Origin of the sequence: Aeromonas sp. s2 (assembly GCF_040907935.1) — a bacterium.
GTDB lineage: Bacteria > Pseudomonadota > Gammaproteobacteria > Enterobacterales > Aeromonadaceae > Aeromonas > Aeromonas dhakensis.
Genome location: NZ_JBFOCR010000020.1, coordinates 1 through 17,669 on the forward strand (window position 1 = coordinate 1; position 17,669 = coordinate 17,669).

Genomic DNA, 17,669 nt, shown 5'->3' on the forward strand with positions numbered 1-17,669 from the left:
TCTGTCAGACATTGCTGTTGGGGTATCGCCAAGCGGTAAGGCAGCGGGTTTTGATCTCGCCATCCCTAGGTTCGAATCCTAGTACCCCAGCCATTATTCTGTTCTCTTCCACCCAGTGGTTGACAACAAACGGCTATGTAGCTCAGTTGGTTAGAGCATCGCACTCATAATGCGGGGGTCACAGGTTCGAATCCCGTCATAGCCACCATTTTGAAGAACGTTCCTGCAATCATCTGATTGCAAAGAACACTGTTGGGGTATCGCCAAGCGGTAAGGCAGCGGGTTTTGATCTCGCCATCCCTAGGTTCGAATCCTAGTACCCCAGCCATTTTTACTTGTATTCGACGAAAGTCGTGCACAAGACGGCTATGTAGCTCAGTTGGTTAGAGCATCGCACTCATAATGCGGGGGTCACAGGTTCGAATCCCGTCATAGCCACCATTACTCTTGCGGAAGTGGCGAAATTGGTAGACGCACCAGATTTAGGTTCTGGCGCCCTAGGCGTGAGAGTTCGAGTCTCTCCTTCCGCACCATCGAAAGCAGTACCAAACAGACCAGCTCAGGCTGGTTTTTTTGTATCCGGCGTTTGCCACTTTTCTCTTCCCCTCTCCATGCCATTGCACCTCTACAACCCCTCCCATGTATCAGCGGCTGGGCCTTGTGCTCTCCTCTGCGACGACGCTCATGCCCCGCTCCCGTTTTATGCCGTCCTTTTCATGTCAGATTACTGCGGGCAATAAAAAGGCGGCCCGCAGGCCGCCATGTCATGTGCGTCGTCAGAACGGGAAGAACCAGGGGATGGCGATGACGCTCACCACCATCACCAGCGCCGTAAAGGGCACGCCGATGCGCACGAAGTCCACGAACTTGTAGTTGCCTGGGCCCAGCACCAGGGTGTTGACCGGCGAGGAGACCGGCGTCATGAAGGCCGCCGAGGCGGCGATGGCGATGGTCATGGCAAACGGATAGGGCGAGACCCCCATCTGTTGGGCCGTGCCGAGCGCGATCGGGGCCATCAGTACCGCCGTCGCGGTGTTGGAGATGAACAGCCCGATGACGGCGCACAGGGCGAACAGACTGGCCAGCATCACCCGCGGCCCCATTTCCCCCACCGCCGAGATCAGTGCGCCGACGATGAGATCCACCCCGCCGGTCTTTTGCAGCGCGAGCGCAAAGGGCAGCATGCCGACGATGAGGATCAGGGTCGGCCAGTGGATGGACTTGTAGGCGCTCTCCATGTCGATGCAGCGAAACTTGCCCATCAGCAGGCAGGCGATCAGCGCCGCTATCACGTTGGGCACGGGATCGGTCACCATCAGCACTATCATGACCCCGAGCGCGATCAGGGCGTGAATGGCCTGACTGCGGGCCGGCGCCATCTCGTCCACTTCGGCCGGCAGCCCCAGCAAGAGGAAGTCGCGGCTGTGGGTCTGCAGCAGGCGGATCAGGCTCCAGTTGCCCACCACCAGCAGGGTATCCCCCATCTGCAGCGCCTCGTCTACCAGCTTGCCGCCAAGCGCCTCGCCGGCGCGGCGGATCCCCACCACGTTGAGGCCGTAGTGGGAGCGAAACGCCACCTCGCGGATGCTCTTGCCGAGCAGACGGGATTCGGGGATGAGCGACACCTCCGCCATGCCCACCTCCCGCGCCTGATCGGAAAAATACTCCCCGCGCAGGATCATGGGTTCGAGCCGCGCCTCGCTGCAGAACTCCCGCACGTCCGCATCGGGGTCGGACATGTCGATGAGCAGCACATCCTTGGCCTGGAACTCGGTGACGCCGGAGACGGTCACCATCACCCGCCGGAACTTGCGCCAGCGCTCCACCCCGATGACATTGGCCCCGTAGCGGGCCCTCAGTTGCAGCTCGTCCAAGGTCTGGCCGATCAGGGGGGAATCGGGCCGCAACGCCAGCCGGCGCGCCCGCCCGGCCAGCCGATAGTCACGAATGAGATCGCGCATGGTGCTGCGCCCACTCTGCTTGTGCTTGCCCTCCTCCTCGCTACGTACCAGAGAGGTGCGCATCAGCAGCATGTAGAGGATCCCCATCCCCAGGATGATGACCCCCATGGGGGTGAAACCAAAGAAGCCGAAGCCGTGGATGTCGTGGCGCATCAGCTCGCTGTTGACCACCATGTTGGGCGGCGTCGCCACCAGGGTCATCATGCCGCTGATGAGGCCGGCAAAACCGAGCGGCATCATCAGCCGGCCGGCCGGGATCCCCATCCGGTTCGCCACGCTCAGCACCACAGGGATGAAGATGGCCACCACCCCTGTGCTGCTCATCACGGCCCCCAGCAGGGCGACCGCCACCATCAGCAGCACCAGCAATCGGGTCTCGCTGCTGCCGGCTACCTTCACCAGCGCATCCCCCACCTGATAGGCGATGCCGGTGCGCACCAGCCCCTCCCCCACCACGAACAGGGCGGCGATCAGGATGACGTTGGGATCGCTGAACCCCGCCAGCGCCTGTGGCAGGGTCAGGGTGCCGCTCAGCACGAACAAGATGATGATCAGCAAGGCAACCACGTCCATGCGGACCCTGTTGCTCACAAACAGATAAATGGCGCCCACCAGCATGCAGAGGACCCAGACCAGCTCGGAATTCACGCTCGCTCCTTTCGTTCAACACCCCCCGACCGCAGCGGGGGGATTCCATCAGACCACAGCCCATTCATCCCCATTTTGTGACATGTCAATAAAGGGCAGGGCATCATCGCATATCAGGGTGTCATCGGGGGCCTAAAGTTGCTTGCGGTTTGTCCATTCTTTGAGGTGGCTCGGCCCTGCACGGACAAAAGTCCTGCAAAGACCCCCACGCCGCCCCTAGAATAGGCCCGGTTCACTCCCCCCTATTTTCCAAGGAAATGAAAATGAGCATATTCGAGTGGTTCAGCATCAATCACACCCTGGTGACCATACCGCTGGGCGGTGGCTACGCCATGTCGTGGATCGAAGCCGTCGGCACCCTGTTCGGGCTGGCCTGCATCTGGTGCGCCAGCCAGGAGAAGACCATCAACTACCTGTTCGGGCTCATCAACGTCAGCCTGTTCGCCATCATCTTCTTCCAGATCCAGCTCTACGGCCTGTTGCTGCTGCAGCTGTTCTTCTTCTGCGCCAACCTCTATGGCTGGTACGCCTGGACCCGCCCGGCCAATGCCCAGGGGGATACCCTGCAGATCCGCTGGCTCAGCAAGTCCAAGCTCGTCGCCACCGCCGCCGTGAGCGTGCTGGCCATCGCCCTGCTGACCCTCTATATCGACCCGGTCTTCGCCGCCCTGGCACGCACCTCGGTCGCCCTGCTCAACCTGTTTGGCGCCAACCTCGCCACGCCAGAGCCCTCCCCCGATGCCTTCCCCTTCTGGGATGCCAGCATGACGGTGCTCTCCGTGGTGGCCCAGATCCTGATGACCCGCAAGTACGTGGAGAACTGGATCCTCTGGGTGGTCATCAACATCATCAGCATCGGCGTCTACGCTGCCCAGGGGGTCTATGCCATGTCCCTTGAGTACCTGATCCTGCTGTTCATCGCCGCCAACGGCACTCGCCTGTGGATGGTCAGCGCCAAACGTCCGCAACAGGAAGTCATCGCATGAGCCTACTACCCCATCTGCAATGCCGCCCGGATCAGATCGCCGAACGGGTGGTGCTGTGCGGCGACCCGGCCCGGGTCGACCGCATCGCCAGCCAGCTCGATGAGTGTGACGTGCTGGGCCAGCACCGGGAATTTCGCCTGATCAACGGCCGCTATCAGGGGCTACCCATTACGGTGTGCAGCACCGGTATCGGCGGCGCCTCCGCCGTCATCGCGTTGGAGGAGCTGGTGCAGGCGGGTGCCCGCGCCCTCATCCGGGTCGGCTCCGCCGGCGCCCTGCAGCATGAGATCGCGCTGGGGGATCTTATCGTGGTGGAGGGGGCGGTGCGCAGCGAAGGCGCCTCGCAGGCCTATCTGCCGCCCGAGTACCCCGCCTGCGCCGACATCCGCCTGCAGGCCGCTCTGCTCGCCCATCTCGGCGCCAGTGGCCAGCCTCACTGGCACGGGCTGGTGCGCTCCCACGACAGCTTCTACCGGGATGACGAGCAGGAGGTGTGTCGCTACTGGCACGCCCGCGGTGTGCTCGGGGCGGACATGGAGAGCGCCTCCCTGCTCGCCGTCGGGCGCCTGCGCAAGGTGCGGGTGGCCGCCGTGCTCTGCAACGTGGTGGCCTTCGAGCAGGACGTGCAAGCGGGGGTGAGCGACTACGCAGCCAGCGAAGCCGCCATGATGACCGGCGAGCAGCTGGCCATCGCCGCGGCCCTCCACGCCCTGACCCAATAGAGCGGGTCTGCCGGGGCCGCAAAGGCCCCGGCAAAACGTTACGCCCGGCACATTCGGGGGCACCAGCGCTGGCATCCAGCCCCCGCCCTTGCTAGCCTCATGACCCTCGTCAAGCCGGGCCTTCCCCATGCAGCAACAACCCTACCCCCTCGGTCGCTTTCACGCCGAGCTTGCCGCTCTCGAACCGCGCTTTGCCGCGGCGCTGACGGCCTGCACCCTCCATTCTCGCCGCTACCTGCCGGGCGAACCCATCATGCGCCAGGGGGAGCAGTGCGAGCACCTCTATCTGGTGGCCCAGGGTCGCATCTCCCTCAACAGTGCGGTGCACTCGGGGCGGCTGTTTCAACTCGGCGAAATCGAGTGCCACCAGCAGATCTTCGGCGAGATGGAGTTCTTCAGCGCCACCCCGGTGCAGTGGAGCGTGGTGGCCGAGACCGAGCTGGACGCCGACGTCATCTGCGCCGACAAGCTGGCCAAGCGGCTGCTGGCCGAGCCCGAGCTGACCCTCTTCTTCGCCGCGGCGCTCGCCAGCGACTATCTGGATACCCTGGACATCACCACCAGCCGGCTGCTGCACCCCATCGCCTACAACATCGCCTTCGAGCTGTGGCGCGAGCGCCAGCGCACCCCCATGCTGGGTTCGCGCAAGCGGGCCCACGAGGCGGCGCGCTTCGGTACCACCGAGCGGGTCTATCGGCGCGCCCTCAAGGAGCTGATCGAACAGGGTATCGTCGCCGATGGCCCCGACGGCCCCGTCATCGCCGATTTGGCCAGGCTGCGCGCCTATCTCGAACTTTGACCTTCCTTTACCATCGGAGTCCCCATGCCTGTTTCAAACATGTCCGTCTCAAACTACCCCGAGTTCACCTTCTTCAGCCGCTTTGTCGCCGACATCCAGGCCGGCCGCAAGACCATCACCATCCGCGACGAGAGCGAGGCCAACTGGCAACCCGGCCAACGTCTGGCCCTGTTCACCAACCCGGAGCACCAGCCCTTTGGCACCATAGAGGTGCTGTCGGTCAAGGCTGTCGCCTTCGATGAACTGAATGACGAGCACGCCCGCCAGGAGAACATGACCCTGCCTGAGCTCAAACAGGTGATCCGTGACATCTACCCCACCCTGCCGCCGCTCTATGTCATTGAATTCAAACTGCTTGCCTGAGCCAGATTTGGCCTTTGCCGAGCGATGTGTTAATAGTGTCCTCTTTTGAATCAGAGAGGTGACCCGAGTGTTTGAGATAGCGAGCCTGCGAGAGGGCATGATGCACGGGGTCGAGCTGTTCCAGCTGCTGCTGGAGATCATCTCCATCGCCTGCGTGGTGATAGGGCTGGGCAAGACCCTCTGGCTGGCGGCGCGGGTGCGGGCTCACGAGCCCGGCTTTCCCCATATCCGGCTCTGTTTCGGCAGCTGGCTCATTCTGGCGCTGGAGTTCCAGCTGGCCGCCGACATCCTGGCCACCACGGTGGCGCCGAGCAAGGAGGAGCTGATCCGTCTCGCCATCATCGCGGTGATCCGCACCTTCCTGAACTACTTCCTCGGCAAGGAGCTGGAAGCCCAAGCGGAACGCCAGCAAGACAAGGCAGAGCGCCAGCAGGAACAGCGCAGCGAACAGGTCAAGGCGCCCCAATAGCCCCCTTCCTTGCACAGCATCCCCGCTGGGTACCGTGCCATCCCGACCCCCCGTGGCTCGGGATGGCCCAGTTGTGACCCTCCCCTCACTTCTGACAATCGGCCACTAATGGAACCCTTTTCAAGATTTTCACCGCCCTGTTGACTTCCCGCTCATCTGCGTAAGATAGACACTCTCCTCCCCCTACCGGCCCAGCTGATGAACCCGCGACCTCTCCACACACCCGACATCGACCTCGATAGTTGCGTCATCTACCAGATCTACCCCATGAGCTTTCAGGACAGCGACGGCGACGGCATGGGCGACATCAACGGCATCCGCCAGCGCCTCGGTTATCTGGCCACCCTGGGGGTCGACATGCTGTGGCTCACCCCCCTCTATCGCTCCCCCAAGCGGGACAACGGCTACGACGTGGCGGACTACCGCGCCATCGACCCCGCCTTCGGCACCCTGGCCGAGATGGAGCAGCTGATAGCCGAGGCGGCCGCCCACGGCATCGGCATCATGATGGATATCGTCGCCAACCACACCGCCACCGAGCACGCGTGGTTTGTGCAGGCGCTGGCAGGCGACCCCCGCTATCAGGCCTATTACGTGTTTCGCGATCAGGCCTTCGTCGATGCCCACCCGGTTACCTCGATTTTTGGCGGCAGCGGCTGGCAATACGTGCCGGCGCTGGATCGCTACTACCTGCACAACTTCGATCCCAGTCAGGCCGATCTGGACTGGGACAACCCGGCGGTGCGCGCCGAAATGGCGGCGGTGATCCACTTCTGGCTGGGCAAAGGAGTAAAAGGGTTTCGCTTCGATGTGATCGACATGGTGAGCAAGGATTGGGACCGGCTTGCCATGAGCAATGGCCCGCGCCTGCACGACTATATCCGCGAGCTCAATGCCGAGAGCTTCGGTGGCCAAGGGATCATCACGGTGGGGGAGACCTGGTCGGCCGACCTCGCCCATATGCAGAACTATTCGAACCCCGACGGCAGCGAGTTCAGCATGGTGTTCAACTTCGAGCATCTGGGGCTGGGCAGTGACAAGTGGTCATCCCGCTTCGACCCCCTCGCCTTCAAGCGAGCCATGGCCCGCCACCAGCAAGGGCTACATGGGCGTGGCTGGAACAGCCTGTTTCTCGGCAACCACGATCTGCCCCGCGCCGTCTCCCGTTTTGGCGACGACAGCCCAAAGTGGCGGGAAACCAGCGCCAAACTGTGGGCCATGGTGCTGCACCTGATGCAGGGCACACCCTTCATCTATCAGGGTGAGGAGCTCGCCATGACCAACCGCCACTGGCAGCCGGACGAGCTGCGCGATGTGGAGGCCATCAACTACCGCGTCAGCCAGGCGGGGCTGGACCCTGCCGAGCTCGCTCGCCGCCTCGATGCTATCGGCCGCGACAACGCCCGCACCCCGATGCAGTGGGATGCCGGCCCCAGCGCGGGATTCAGCACGGCCCCCCCCTGGATTGCCCTCAACACCAATCACATCGAGATCAACGCCGCCGAGCAGCTGGCCCGACCCGATTCGCCGTTTCACTGCTATCGCCAGCTCATCGCCCTGCGCAAGGCCCATCCGGTCATTCGCCACGGCGACTTCGAGTTTCTGGATGGGGATGACCCGGAGCGCATCGGCTATCGCCGCTGCTGGCAAGATCCGGCGAGCGCAGAGCGACACACCCTGCTGCTGCTCGCCAATCTCACTGACCACCCCCTGGTCATGCCGCACTTTGACCAGCTGGAGGCAGGTGCCACCCTGCTGACAAGCAACTACCCGGGGCAGCCCACCGCCACCTTTGCCCCCTATCAGGCGGCGGCCTGGCTGCTGCCAGCAAGGGAGTAACGGGCACTCCCTGGCTCGGCGTCAGCCTTCGTCAAGGGGGCTGGCCCCTGTGCCTCCCCCTGCTTATTCCCCTCCCGCTGACCTTGCCGACCCGCACCGGCGATTTACTCACTTAAAAACTTCGCATTTAACGGCTCGTACGACACCGCTTTGAAATATCCGACTCTCCCTCGCTATCGACAATTGAAATAGTGCAACACCCTGTTTTTGCTGGAAATAAGCAGCATCAAAAAAGACTCGTTTGTCATCAAGTGAATATATTCAACACGGTTTAGTCTGGGTTAAAAGTCAATTCAGATTTGCGCCCTTGTGGTTCTTGGTGAGCTCCTTATGGTTTCCATCCGAAGCGTGCGGCACGGCGCCGAACGCCGACGTTCAGGCTTGCGGGCACCAGCCCGCCATAACAACAGGACATCATCATGCGCAAAACCGGTGTGGCACTCGCCATCTCCAGCCTCTTCTGGTTCCACTCGGCCATGGCGGCCCCTCTGATCTTCCCGGACGATCCCGCCCTCAGCAACGGCCAGCACTCCCCCGCCCTCGAGCGCAGCTTCCAGCTGGCCCAGGACGATCTGGGCAACCGGATCCACCAGCTCCACCTGCCCCTCCAGACCGAGCCGGAACTGGTGGCGGAGCTGGAGCAGATTGGCAGGGAGCAGGGCTTTTCGGTCAGCACCCACGCTGACATGTACGCCTGGACCGAGGACAACATGTGGCTGTCGCGCGATGGCGCTCTCGTCTTCCGTCCCCAGGCGCCGCTGGCCGACAAGGGGCGCTACCACGCCTTCGTTACCGCCCTCACCGAGCAGAGCCCGGAGGCCGAGCAGGAGGGGCACCACAGCCTCGGCAGCCAGGATTCCCAAGGGCTGGATGATTACATGCTCTCCCAGGCCAACAGCTTCGCCGAGGCGCAGGGGCGCGAGCTCATCCCCACCTTCTCCATCATCGATGGCGGCAACATGCTGACCGGCCAGCGCCCAGACGGTACCCCCTATGCCCTGATCGGTCGCGACGCCCTGCTGCAAACCACCCTGCACCACAGCCGGCTGGATAGCGAGCGTATCGCCACCCGCCAGCAGAAGATGGAGCGCGACGGCGAGTTTCGGCTGCAACTCAGCGAAGAGGAGTGGCTGGGCAGCCCTCATACCTTCCAGAAGGGCCATGACACCGAGGTGGACCTCATCCTGCTGGAGGCGGCCAACCTGCTGCCACAGGGGCTGGATGAACCGCAGCGCCACGCCTTTGCCAAAACCGCGCGCGCCAAGGCCGAGCTGGCTCAGTACGAGGTGAACTGGGCGACCCGCCAGGCGGCGGAGCAGCGCATGTTTCTGAGCACTCAACAGGGGGAGCGCATCGCCGAGCGCTATCGCGCCATCCACGGCCAGCCGCTGCCGGCCTCCTTCGACCTGCTGGCCCAGCTCAAACGGGAGTACGCAGGGCTGGTGGTAACCGCCGAACTGCACGCCGACTTCGGCGATGAGCAGATAACCGATGCGCTGCAGACGCTGACGGCCGATACCGCCACCCTGACCCGGCTTGGCCGCATGTTGCAGGCCGGCGGCTATCAGCGAACCAGGCTGACCGGGGCCGAGCAAGCGCACCAGACCCGCCGCTTCCTCGCCATGATGGCCATCAGCCAGCGCCTGATGGCGCAGGAGCTCAAGGTGGCCGAGCGGGATCTGGTGATCCTGGCCCAGCCCGGTTTCCACCTCGACATGGCCATGCGCCCGCTGGCCGATGGCCGCATCCTCTTCAATGATCACGCCGCCAGCGCGGCGCTGATCGAGCAGGTGCTGGCCAGCGATGCCACCCTGAGCGACAGCGAGCGGCAGGAACTTGCCAAGAGCGTGACCGACCTGCGCCAGCAGGGCGAGCGCTGGCACAAGATCCATGCCCTTATCCATCAGCAACTGAGCGATGCCGGCCTGACCCCCATCGCCACCCCGGGCGCCTTCAGCGTGGGCAAACGGCCGGTGAACTGGATGAACGGCATCATGGGCACCCGTCAGCAGCCCTTCTACATCACCAATGCCGCCAGCATAACCCCCCTCAATGAGGCGTTCGCCGCCTGGTTGCAGCGCGAGGTGGCCGGGCTCACCCCCTATTTCGTGGGGCAGGCTGCCAGCAACCGACGGGACGGCTTGAACCAGGCGGAGGCCCTGCTGCGCGGCAGCGGCGGGCTGGACTGCATCACCCTGCACCACGAGTAGTGCGAGGGTCGCAGATTTGACTCACCGGCAAATTCTGGGTATTTTGCGACCAGAATTTTTATTGGACCGCTTTTCAATGTTGTACATCCTGTTCAAATGCTCGGTCAGGAGGCTGTGCTCCGTGCACTAACACGATGAAGTGTTGCCCGGAGCCCATCGACTGAATCTTCATCAGCTGCGCGAATGCCCTCTCTTTGGGAGGCTGCCCCGCATCTGATGAAAACAGGAGACACAGGCCGGCGAGATGCTTCATCGCCGGCCTTTTTGTCTCTGCCATTTGGCAGCGTTTCACCTTGCTGAGACGGGGGGCCGGTACGTCGCGTACCTGCCCCCCGTTTTTTTATGGATGTTACAACCATGAGTGTGCTCACTATCCACAACCTGACCTATCACATCGGCGACAAGACCCTGTACCAGCAGGCGAGCTTTCGTCTCCACGCCGGCGAGCATGTCTGCCTCACCGGCCACAACGGCGCCGGCAAGAGCACCCTGCTCCAGCTGATCCAGGGGGAGCGTCTGCCAGACGGCGGCGACATCCTCTGGCAGCCCGGCATCAAGGCGGGCTATCTCGACCAGCACGCCGCGCGGGATGGCCACCTCACCCTGCGGGGCTACCTGCAGTCGGTGTTCGCCGACCTCTATGAGGCGGAAGCCGAGATGCTGGCCCTCTACGCCGACCCCAAACTGGGGCCGCGGCAGCTGGCCCGGGCGGCCGATCTGCAGGCGCACCTGGAGAGCCAGGGTTTTTACCAGTTAGATCCGCGCATCGACGAGGTGGCGGCCGGCCTCGGTCTGACCCAGCTCGGCATGCAGACCCGGCTCGCCAATCTAAGCGGCGGCCAGCGCCACAAGGTGATGCTGGCCGGCCTGCTGCTGCGCACGCCGGAGGTGCTGTTGCTCGACGAGCCGACCAACTACCTGGACACAGCCCACGTCGACTGGCTGGCGGGCTACCTGGAGCGCTTCCCCGGCGCCTTCCTGGTGGTCTCCCACGACCGCGCCTTCGTCAATCGCATCGCCACCGCCATCGCCGACATCGACCGCCAGCAGATCCACACCTATCGCGGCAACCTCGACCAGGCGCTGGCCCAGAAGGGCGCCGCCGAGGCGCTGCACGCCCGTCAATACCAGGCCCAGCAGCGGCAGATCGACAGGCTCGAGCAGTTCATCGCCAAGAACGGGGCCGGGGTCAACGCCAGCATCGCCAACGGCCGCAAGAAGCAGCTGGCGCGCATCGAGCGCCTGGCGGCCCCCGAGCAGGCCAAACCGGTCACCCTCAGCTTTCGCGCCGCCCAGGGGGGCCACCCGCAACTGCTGACCGCAAGCGCGCTGGAGATCGGCTACCACCAGCCCCTGCTGGCACCGCTCAGCCTGCAGCTGCGCCGCGGCGAGAAGGTGGTGATCGCCGGCTTCAACGGCATCGGCAAGTCGACCCTGCTAAACACCCTGACCGGCCGCCTCGCCCCGCTCGCCGGAGAACTGGCCCTGGCCCCCGGCCTCAAGTCGGGTTACTTCGAGCAGGCGCTGCACTGGCCCGATCCCGCGGCCACCCCGCTGGCTCTGGTCAAGGCCGCCGCCCCCGGGCTGGATGACAAGGGGGCCCGCCAGCAGCTGGCGCGCCTTGGCATCGGCGGCAAGCTGGCCATCCAGCCCATCAGTGCCCTGAGCGGCGGCGAGCAGACCCGGGTCAAGCTGTGCCGACTGGCGCTGCAGCCCACTCATCTGCTGATATTGGATGAGCCGACCACCCACCTGGATGCCTCCACCAAGGCCGTCCTGCGCCAGGCCCTGTGCGACTACCCGGGCAGCGTGCTCGCCGTCTGCCACGAGCCGGCCTTTGTGGCCGACTGGCCGGGTCGGGTGGTGGACATCCAGCAGTTCGCCGCCGTGTCGACCCAAGCTTAAGGAATAAAAATTATGTTACTGAAAGTACTGCTGTTTTTGATTGCGTTTCTGGTCGGGGCCGATGAGCTGATGCTGGGCCCCCTGCTCGCCCCCATCGGCGCCGAGCTGGGGGTCGCCCCGGAACGGGTGACCCTGTTCATCACCGCCTACAGCGTGGCGCTGGCCCTCATCGCCCCCCTGCTCGGCGGCCTGTCGGATCGCCACGGCCGGCTGCGGGTGATGCTGCCGGCCTCCCTGCTGTTTGGCGCCGCCTCGGTGGCCACCGGCCTGGTGGCGAACTTCGAGGTTGGGCTGGCGACCCGGGTGATCACCGGGCTGGCCAGCGCCGGCATGCTCCCCATCGCCTTTGCCATGGCGGCGGACGGGGCGCCGGCCGATGCCATGAAGCGCATCGCCTGGGTGCAGTCGGGGCTCACCCTCGGCATGATCTCGAGCCCGGCAGTAGGCGCCCTGCTGGCCCAGCTCAGCAGCTGGCGCACCCCCTTCATCGTGCTCGGTCTCTGCGCCTGGGCCGTGGCGGCGGCCCTGGCCTGGCTCACGGCGCGCACGCCGCAGGCTCATGGGAGCGGCACACCCCCCGCGGCGCAGGGCTCGGTGCTGGCCATTCCGGGGGCGCTCGGCGCCCTGCTCGCCATGGGGTTGGGACTGGGGGGCGGCATCGGCCTGTTCAACCTGGTCGGCCAGCACCTGCACGACAGCCAGGGGCTGCCCGTCTGGTCGGTGGGGCTGCTCTACGGCGCCCTTGGCGTGATCAGCGTGGTCGGCAACGTGCTGATGCCGCGCCTGGCCGGCTATGTGGAGAGCGGCCGCCCCCTGATGCGCGGAGCCCTGGTGGTGTGCGCCCTGGTCAGCGCCTTCTTCTACCTCTATCCGGCCGGCAGCCTGGCCAGCCTCGCCCTGCCGCTGGGCCTGTGGGCGCTGGCTGGCGGCATCGGCTCACCGGCGCTGCAGGGTTACATCGCCCAGCTCGCCCCGGCTCAGCGCGGCATGCTGATGTCGCTGGCCATGACCCTGATGCACCTCGGGGTGGCGCTCTGGTCCGCCGTCGCCGGCTTTGCCTACAGCGCCGGCCCCATGGCCATGGCCCTGCTGGCCCTGCTGCTGTTTGGCGGGGCCATCCTCGCCCTGCGCCCGGTGCGGCTGCCGGGCTGAGTACAACAGGCACAATGACAAGAGGGCTCCCGCGGGAGCCCTCTTCATGACCTCTGCCATGTGGCAGACGACGCTTGATAACCAGCCCCTTCTCTTCACAAGCCGAGGGATGTGCATCACCCAAGGATGGCGCTCACTCTGCCGGCCACAGGGACAACAGCTGCTGCACGGCCCGATCGGCCTGCTCTGCGCTGGCAAAGTTGGCAAACCCCATCATCACCCCCCTTTGCTGCGCCGGGTTCATGTACCAGCTACTCAGGGCGTGCAACGCCAGCCCATTGGCTTGGGCGATCTCAACCAGCTGCTGATCCGTCACGCCCCCGGCAACCTGCGCCAATAGCTGGATCCCGCCAGCCTGCGGCTGCACCCGCAACCGGTCGCCCAGGCGGGCTGCCAAGGCATCGACCAGATAGCCATGCCGCTCGGCATAGACTCTGCGCATCTTGCTCAGGTGGCGGGTAAAATGCCCCTGATCCATGAAGTCTGCCAGGGTGGCCTGCAGCACCGGATTACCCGCGCCGGGCAACTGCGCCACCAGCTCGCGAAAACGGGCGACCTGCGCCTCGGGCACCACCAGATAGGCCAGCCTAAGGCCGGGGTAGAGCACCTTGCTGAAGGTCCCCGTGTAGAGCACGCGCCCCTGATGGTCCAGGCTCTTGAGGGGTGGCAAGGGCCGGCCGTGGTAGCGAAACTCGCTGTCATAGTCATCTTCGATGATCCAGGCGTTGCGCCGCTCCGCCCACTCCAGCAGCGCCAGTCGACGCGGCAGGCTGAGGGCCACCCCCATCGGGCTCTGGTGAGTGGGGGTGACCACCGCAAACCGGGCCTCGTCGGCGGTTTGCTCACCCTGGCTGACATCCATGCCGTGCATGTCGACAGGCACCGGGTGCAACCGCAGGCCCGCCTGCTGCAAAAACTGGCGCGCATGAAAATAGCCTGGCTCTTCAAACCAGCCCAGATCCCCCGCTCGCAGCAGGGCGCGGCACACCAGATCCAGCGCCCCCCGATAACCAACCGTGATGAATACCTGTTCGTGGCTGCAGCGGATCCCCCGTGAAATGCCCAGATAGGTGGCGATGGCGCGGCGCAGGGCCGGGTGCCCGGCCGGATCCGGCGTCACCATCTCCATATTGCGCAGATGCCGGGTGGCAAGCCGGGCCCAGCTCTTGCGTGGGAACAGATCCAGCGCAGGCACCCCCAGCTGGAACGGCAGGATTTCGCTGTGAGGGATCCCCTGAACCGGCGCAGGTGCGGCGGCGGGTCGGGGAGAGGGTGGCGCCTCGACGAGCCTGTTCAGCCCGGCGGCAACCACAGTGCCCGCGGCACCGCGGGATATCAGATACCCTTCACCGATCAGCATCTGATAGGCCATTTCAACCGTGCCGCGCGCAAGGTTGAGTTCGCTTGCCAGGCTGCGCACCGAGGGCACACGGTCGCCAGCGTTCAAGGCTCCGCTCGCGATGGCATGGCAATAGCGCTGGTATATCTGCAGATAGAGTGGGGTTGCCTGCTCCCGGCTGAGGTTCAGATCCTGAATGTCCATGAGAAGGGTCCATGAAATATGGCTCTGTATTCTATCACTTCCGTTGCTTATCCATTATCCACTCCTGTTGGCATCACGATAGAAGAGCAGCATGACAATATTGATTGGCTGATAACACCCTGTACCATGAAAACATGGTATATGGCGCCATCACGGGAGTGCATTGGCTGACCGCTATTTGCTGATCAGCGTCAGCTTGTCAGTGGTAAAGGTGGTCGTACCGTGGCCATCTGTCACCGACTTTATTTCATCAGCTTCGGCATTGAATTTTTCGGCAGACAAGGTGACCTTGCCAGAATATTCCATGCCATCCTGGCTTTTTCTGACCGAATCGGCAGAGACAGTCACAGACTCATTATCATTTACCTTCAACATGACATTGCCGGTAAATTCCTGAAGCGTTCTGGTTTTATCTGCAGATATTTCCATGGCCATGGCCGAGGAGGTAAATAAAAGTGAAAGAGACAGCAGCGCCGCCTTATTAACAGTGAACTCGAACACGACACACTCTCCTTGGTATAGCGCTATCAGTTGGCGTATTTTTTATACAAGCCTGCGTGATACGTCAAGATTAAAATCCGTCGCCTCCCGCCCGTCTTTATATCACGCAGTGGCCGAATTATCTCTGCCGGCCTGCCGGTTGTCGGCAATCAATAAAAGGGAGTCAAAGGAAATCCAATTACTCCCTGTTATCTGTATGGACTACTCCATATGACCATTCTTGTCCCTGTTACCCCTTGGCCGCTTTTTTTATCCTCACATTATCAACCTGGCACTCAGTTAAAGGGGAAATAAAACATATGCATTACCTGACCTCCTTGCTGAGATATTCCCTGGAATAGATTGGCCCACCTCTCGCCGGCCCCGATTGCTGGGAGCCGACTCTCGGTCACTGCGGCCGCTCGCTCATGGCGGCATGACGGGTTGCCCCGCGCAGGATATCGCGCCGCGGTTATCTGAATAGACCCGAATCAAGGTGGTTTTCCGCCCTATCAAGCAGGAATATCAGTATGTCCCTACCTTCCAGGATCGCGGACGAGAGCCGCGAGCACATCATGGTGCAGCGCCCTCACTCACTCTGTCTGCTCCCCCCGCTGGCCGCGCTCGGCTATCCGTTTCTGTTAGTGATCTTCAACAAATGGATCGACCAGAACGGCGTAGCCAGTCTGCTCGGCGCCCTGCTCTCGCTGCTGCTGGCCTTGGCCGTTCCCCTGGCGGGGCTGATCGTCGCCAATCGGCCCGGCATCGCCACAGGCATGCGTCGACTGGCTTACCTGAGCGTGGCGGCCCCCAGCCTCTATGTCCTGCTCGGAGTGGTGCAAACGCTGGTCGGCAGCCCGCTGCCCGATGTGCTGGTGTGGTCTCTGTTCTGGGTTGGCGCCATGCTGCTGGGGTGGGAGTCACACCAGACAGAGGCAGTGCAGGCCCGTCCCGTGAGCGGACTGGGACGCTGGCGCGTCGCCCATGGCATCAGCGCGCTGGTGCTCTGTTGTTATGTGATCTTTCATCTGGCCAATCATCTGACCGGGCTGGTCGGCCCCGAGCTTCATGCCCGGGTCATGGAGGCGGGTCGCACCGTCTACCGGGCCGGCGTTGTCGAACCCCTGCTGGTGGCGGCGTTTCTCTTCCAGGTCGGCTCAGGTCTCTACCTTGCCTGGCGCTGGAGCAGTACCCGACATAACTGGCTGACCACCTTCCAGATCGCCTCTGGCGTCTATCTGTCGGTGTTCGTGCTAGGGCACATGAACTCGGTGTTCATCTATGCCCGCAGCTTCCTCGGCATACCGACCGACTGGAGTTTTGCCACCGGTGGCGAGGCGGGCCTGCTGATGGATCCCTGGAATATTCGCCTGGTGCCCCACTACACCCTCGGCGTCTTCTTCGTACTGGCGCATCTGCTGGCCGGGTTGCGGGTGGTGCTCGCGGCCCACGGCGTGGCAACGAGCCGCATCAGGCTGCTGTGGTACACCGGACTGGCCGGCTCGGCAGCCCTCGCGCTGGCCATCATTGCCGGTATGGTGGGCGTCAGAATATAAGAAAGAAGAGATGTTAAATCATGGCTTGTGCGACTTTAAATAATATTGATGCCTGACCATGAAATATTTCACCGCACATCTTTCGTTGCAATAAATTCGATAAACGACCGGTCCTTTTCGCTTGAACCATCAGTCCCAAAGGAGTGTAGATAATGAAAAAGCATATATTTATGACGGCTTCCGCATTGGTGACCATGCTGACCAGTTATGCCACATTGGCGGACGTCAACTTATATGGCCCCGGCGGGCCGCACACCGCCTTGATCAAGGTGGGCAGCGCCTTTGAAGCGGAGACGGGGATCAAGGTCAACGTCCATTTCGGGCCGCAGGCGACCTGGAATGACGATGCCAGCAAAAACGCCGACATGCTGTTCGGCGCCTCCGAGCAATCGGCCCTGGCGATCGCCACCGACCATCAGCAGCAGTTCGACATCAACAAGATTACCCCGCTCTACCTGCGCCCGGCCATCATTCTGGTCAAGAAGGGCAACCCCAAGAATATCAAGGGGCTGGCCGATCTGGCCAAACCGGGCATCGGCATAGTCGTGCCGGAGGGGGCCGGGGTCAGCAACACCTCGGGAACCGGAGTGTGGGAAGACATGATAGGTCGCACCGGTGACATCAAGCTGGTGGCCGATTTTCGAAACAACATAGTGCAATACACCCCCAACAGCGGCAGCGCCCGCAAGGCGTTCCAGGAAGATCCCCGCGTCGATGCCTGGATAACCTGGATTGACTGGGCCAGGAGCAACCCGGACGTGGGCGACGTGGTGGCGATTGAAGAGCAGCTGGTGGTTTATCGGGATGTGAACATCGTCCTTAACAAGAGCCCGAGCCAGGATGCGGTACGTTTCGCCGAATATTTGAAAGGGGAAAAATCAAAGCAGATTTTTCAGCAGCTGGGCTGGTCCGATAAATTTTAATGACAAGAAAATGATGACCTTCTGATGACTATTACTGCATGCCAGTGCAGGGACGCATTGGCATCTATTTCCCCATAAACAGGATGGTCTGATTCACCAGATATTTATTTTGG

The 17,669-nt window shown here is 63.0% G+C and carries 14 protein-coding genes and 5 tRNA genes; 16 read left to right on the top strand and 3 right to left on the bottom strand.

Annotated features, from left to right (window positions below; translation table 11 throughout):
- Window positions 1-18: 18 nt before the first annotated feature.
- The 5 genes from AB5Y81_RS15725 to AB5Y81_RS15745 all read left to right on the top strand — a co-directional run bounded on the left by AB5Y81_RS15725 (window position 19) and on the right by AB5Y81_RS15745 (window position 533).
- Window positions 19-93, top strand: a tRNA-Gln gene (locus tag AB5Y81_RS15725).
- Between the two features lie 38 nt (window positions 94-131).
- A tRNA-Met gene (locus tag AB5Y81_RS15730) sits at window positions 132-208 on the top strand.
- 45 nt (window positions 209-253) lie between these two features.
- Window positions 254-328 (top strand) — tRNA-Gln (locus AB5Y81_RS15735).
- Window positions 329-364: 36 nt separating this feature from the next.
- Window positions 365-441 (top strand) — tRNA-Met (locus AB5Y81_RS15740).
- Window positions 442-449: 8 nt separating this feature from the next.
- Window positions 450-533, top strand: a tRNA-Leu gene (locus tag AB5Y81_RS15745).
- A gap of 243 nt (window positions 534-776) precedes the next feature.
- Here AB5Y81_RS15745 and AB5Y81_RS15750 read toward each other — a convergent pair.
- Window positions 777-2,609 carry an SLC13 family permease gene (locus AB5Y81_RS15750; RefSeq protein WP_017765020.1) on the bottom strand — a complete coding sequence of 611 codons (1,833 nt, stop codon included), beginning with the start codon at window positions 2,607-2,609 and terminating at the stop codon, window positions 777-779.
- Window positions 2,610-2,872: 263 nt separating this feature from the next.
- On the opposite strand from AB5Y81_RS15750, the gene pnuC reads away from it, so the two are divergent.
- The 9 genes from pnuC (at window position 2,873) to AB5Y81_RS15795 (ending at window position 13,054) form a co-directional block, all read left to right on the top strand.
- Complete coding sequence (gene pnuC / locus AB5Y81_RS15755) at window positions 2,873-3,595, top strand: nicotinamide riboside transporter PnuC (RefSeq protein WP_010633219.1); 723 nt, start codon at window positions 2,873-2,875, stop codon at window positions 3,593-3,595.
- Window positions 3,592-4,317, top strand: coding sequence for a nucleoside phosphorylase (locus tag AB5Y81_RS15760; protein WP_010633218.1), 726 nt, complete (start codon window positions 3,592-3,594; stop codon window positions 4,315-4,317). Before pnuC ends, AB5Y81_RS15760 begins: the two co-directional genes overlap by 4 nt.
- Before the next feature lie 127 nt (window positions 4,318-4,444).
- Window positions 4,445-5,116 carry a Crp/Fnr family transcriptional regulator gene (locus AB5Y81_RS15765; protein ID WP_201881685.1) on the top strand — a complete coding sequence of 224 codons (672 nt, stop codon included), beginning with the start codon at window positions 4,445-4,447 and terminating at the stop codon, window positions 5,114-5,116.
- 39 nt (window positions 5,117-5,155) lie between these two features.
- A complete protein-coding gene (yqfB, locus tag AB5Y81_RS15770) occupies window positions 5,156-5,479 on the top strand; it encodes a N(4)-acetylcytidine aminohydrolase (RefSeq protein ID WP_054544317.1) in 324 nt (107 codons plus the stop codon).
- A gap of 67 nt (window positions 5,480-5,546) precedes the next feature.
- A complete protein-coding gene (locus AB5Y81_RS15775; protein ID WP_201889420.1) occupies window positions 5,547-5,948 on the top strand; it encodes a DUF1622 domain-containing protein in 402 nt (133 codons plus the stop codon).
- A 198-nt stretch (window positions 5,949-6,146) separates the two neighbouring features.
- Window positions 6,147-7,787, top strand: a complete 1,641-nt coding sequence (locus AB5Y81_RS15780; protein ID WP_201881681.1) for an alpha,alpha-phosphotrehalase — start codon at window positions 6,147-6,149, stop codon at window positions 7,785-7,787.
- A gap of 419 nt (window positions 7,788-8,206) precedes the next feature.
- Window positions 8,207-9,997, top strand: coding sequence for a hypothetical protein (locus tag AB5Y81_RS15785; RefSeq protein WP_043171174.1), 1,791 nt, complete (start codon window positions 8,207-8,209; stop codon window positions 9,995-9,997).
- 357 nt (window positions 9,998-10,354) lie between these two features.
- On the top strand, window positions 10,355-11,902 hold the full coding sequence (locus tag AB5Y81_RS15790; RefSeq protein ID WP_201881679.1) for an ABC-F family ATP-binding cassette domain-containing protein: 1,548 nt from the start codon (window positions 10,355-10,357) through the stop codon (window positions 11,900-11,902).
- 12 nt (window positions 11,903-11,914) lie between these two features.
- The gene (locus AB5Y81_RS15795) at window positions 11,915-13,054 is read left to right on the top strand and encodes an MFS transporter (RefSeq protein ID WP_201883904.1); all 1,140 of its coding nucleotides are present in this window, start codon (window positions 11,915-11,917) and stop codon (window positions 13,052-13,054) included.
- Between the two features lie 133 nt (window positions 13,055-13,187).
- On the opposite strand, the gene AB5Y81_RS15800 is transcribed toward AB5Y81_RS15795, so the two are convergent.
- A complete protein-coding gene (locus AB5Y81_RS15800) occupies window positions 13,188-14,597 on the bottom strand; it encodes a PLP-dependent aminotransferase family protein (RefSeq protein WP_124249969.1) in 1,410 nt (469 codons plus the stop codon).
- A 174-nt stretch (window positions 14,598-14,771) separates the two neighbouring features.
- Window positions 14,772-15,098 carry a hypothetical protein gene (locus AB5Y81_RS15805; RefSeq protein ID WP_017778946.1) on the bottom strand — a complete coding sequence of 109 codons (327 nt, stop codon included), beginning with the start codon at window positions 15,096-15,098 and terminating at the stop codon, window positions 14,772-14,774.
- A 509-nt stretch (window positions 15,099-15,607) separates the two neighbouring features.
- Here AB5Y81_RS15805 and AB5Y81_RS15810 point away from each other — a divergent pair.
- Both AB5Y81_RS15810 and AB5Y81_RS15815 read left to right on the top strand, forming a co-directional pair.
- Window positions 15,608-16,633, top strand: a complete 1,026-nt coding sequence (locus AB5Y81_RS15810; RefSeq protein WP_201881675.1) for a hypothetical protein — start codon at window positions 15,608-15,610, stop codon at window positions 16,631-16,633.
- A 152-nt stretch (window positions 16,634-16,785) separates the two neighbouring features.
- Entirely contained in the window at window positions 16,786-17,556 is a 771-nt protein-coding gene (locus AB5Y81_RS15815; RefSeq protein WP_279464840.1) for a substrate-binding domain-containing protein, read from the top strand.
- The last annotated feature ends 113 nt before the right edge of the window (window positions 17,557-17,669 follow it).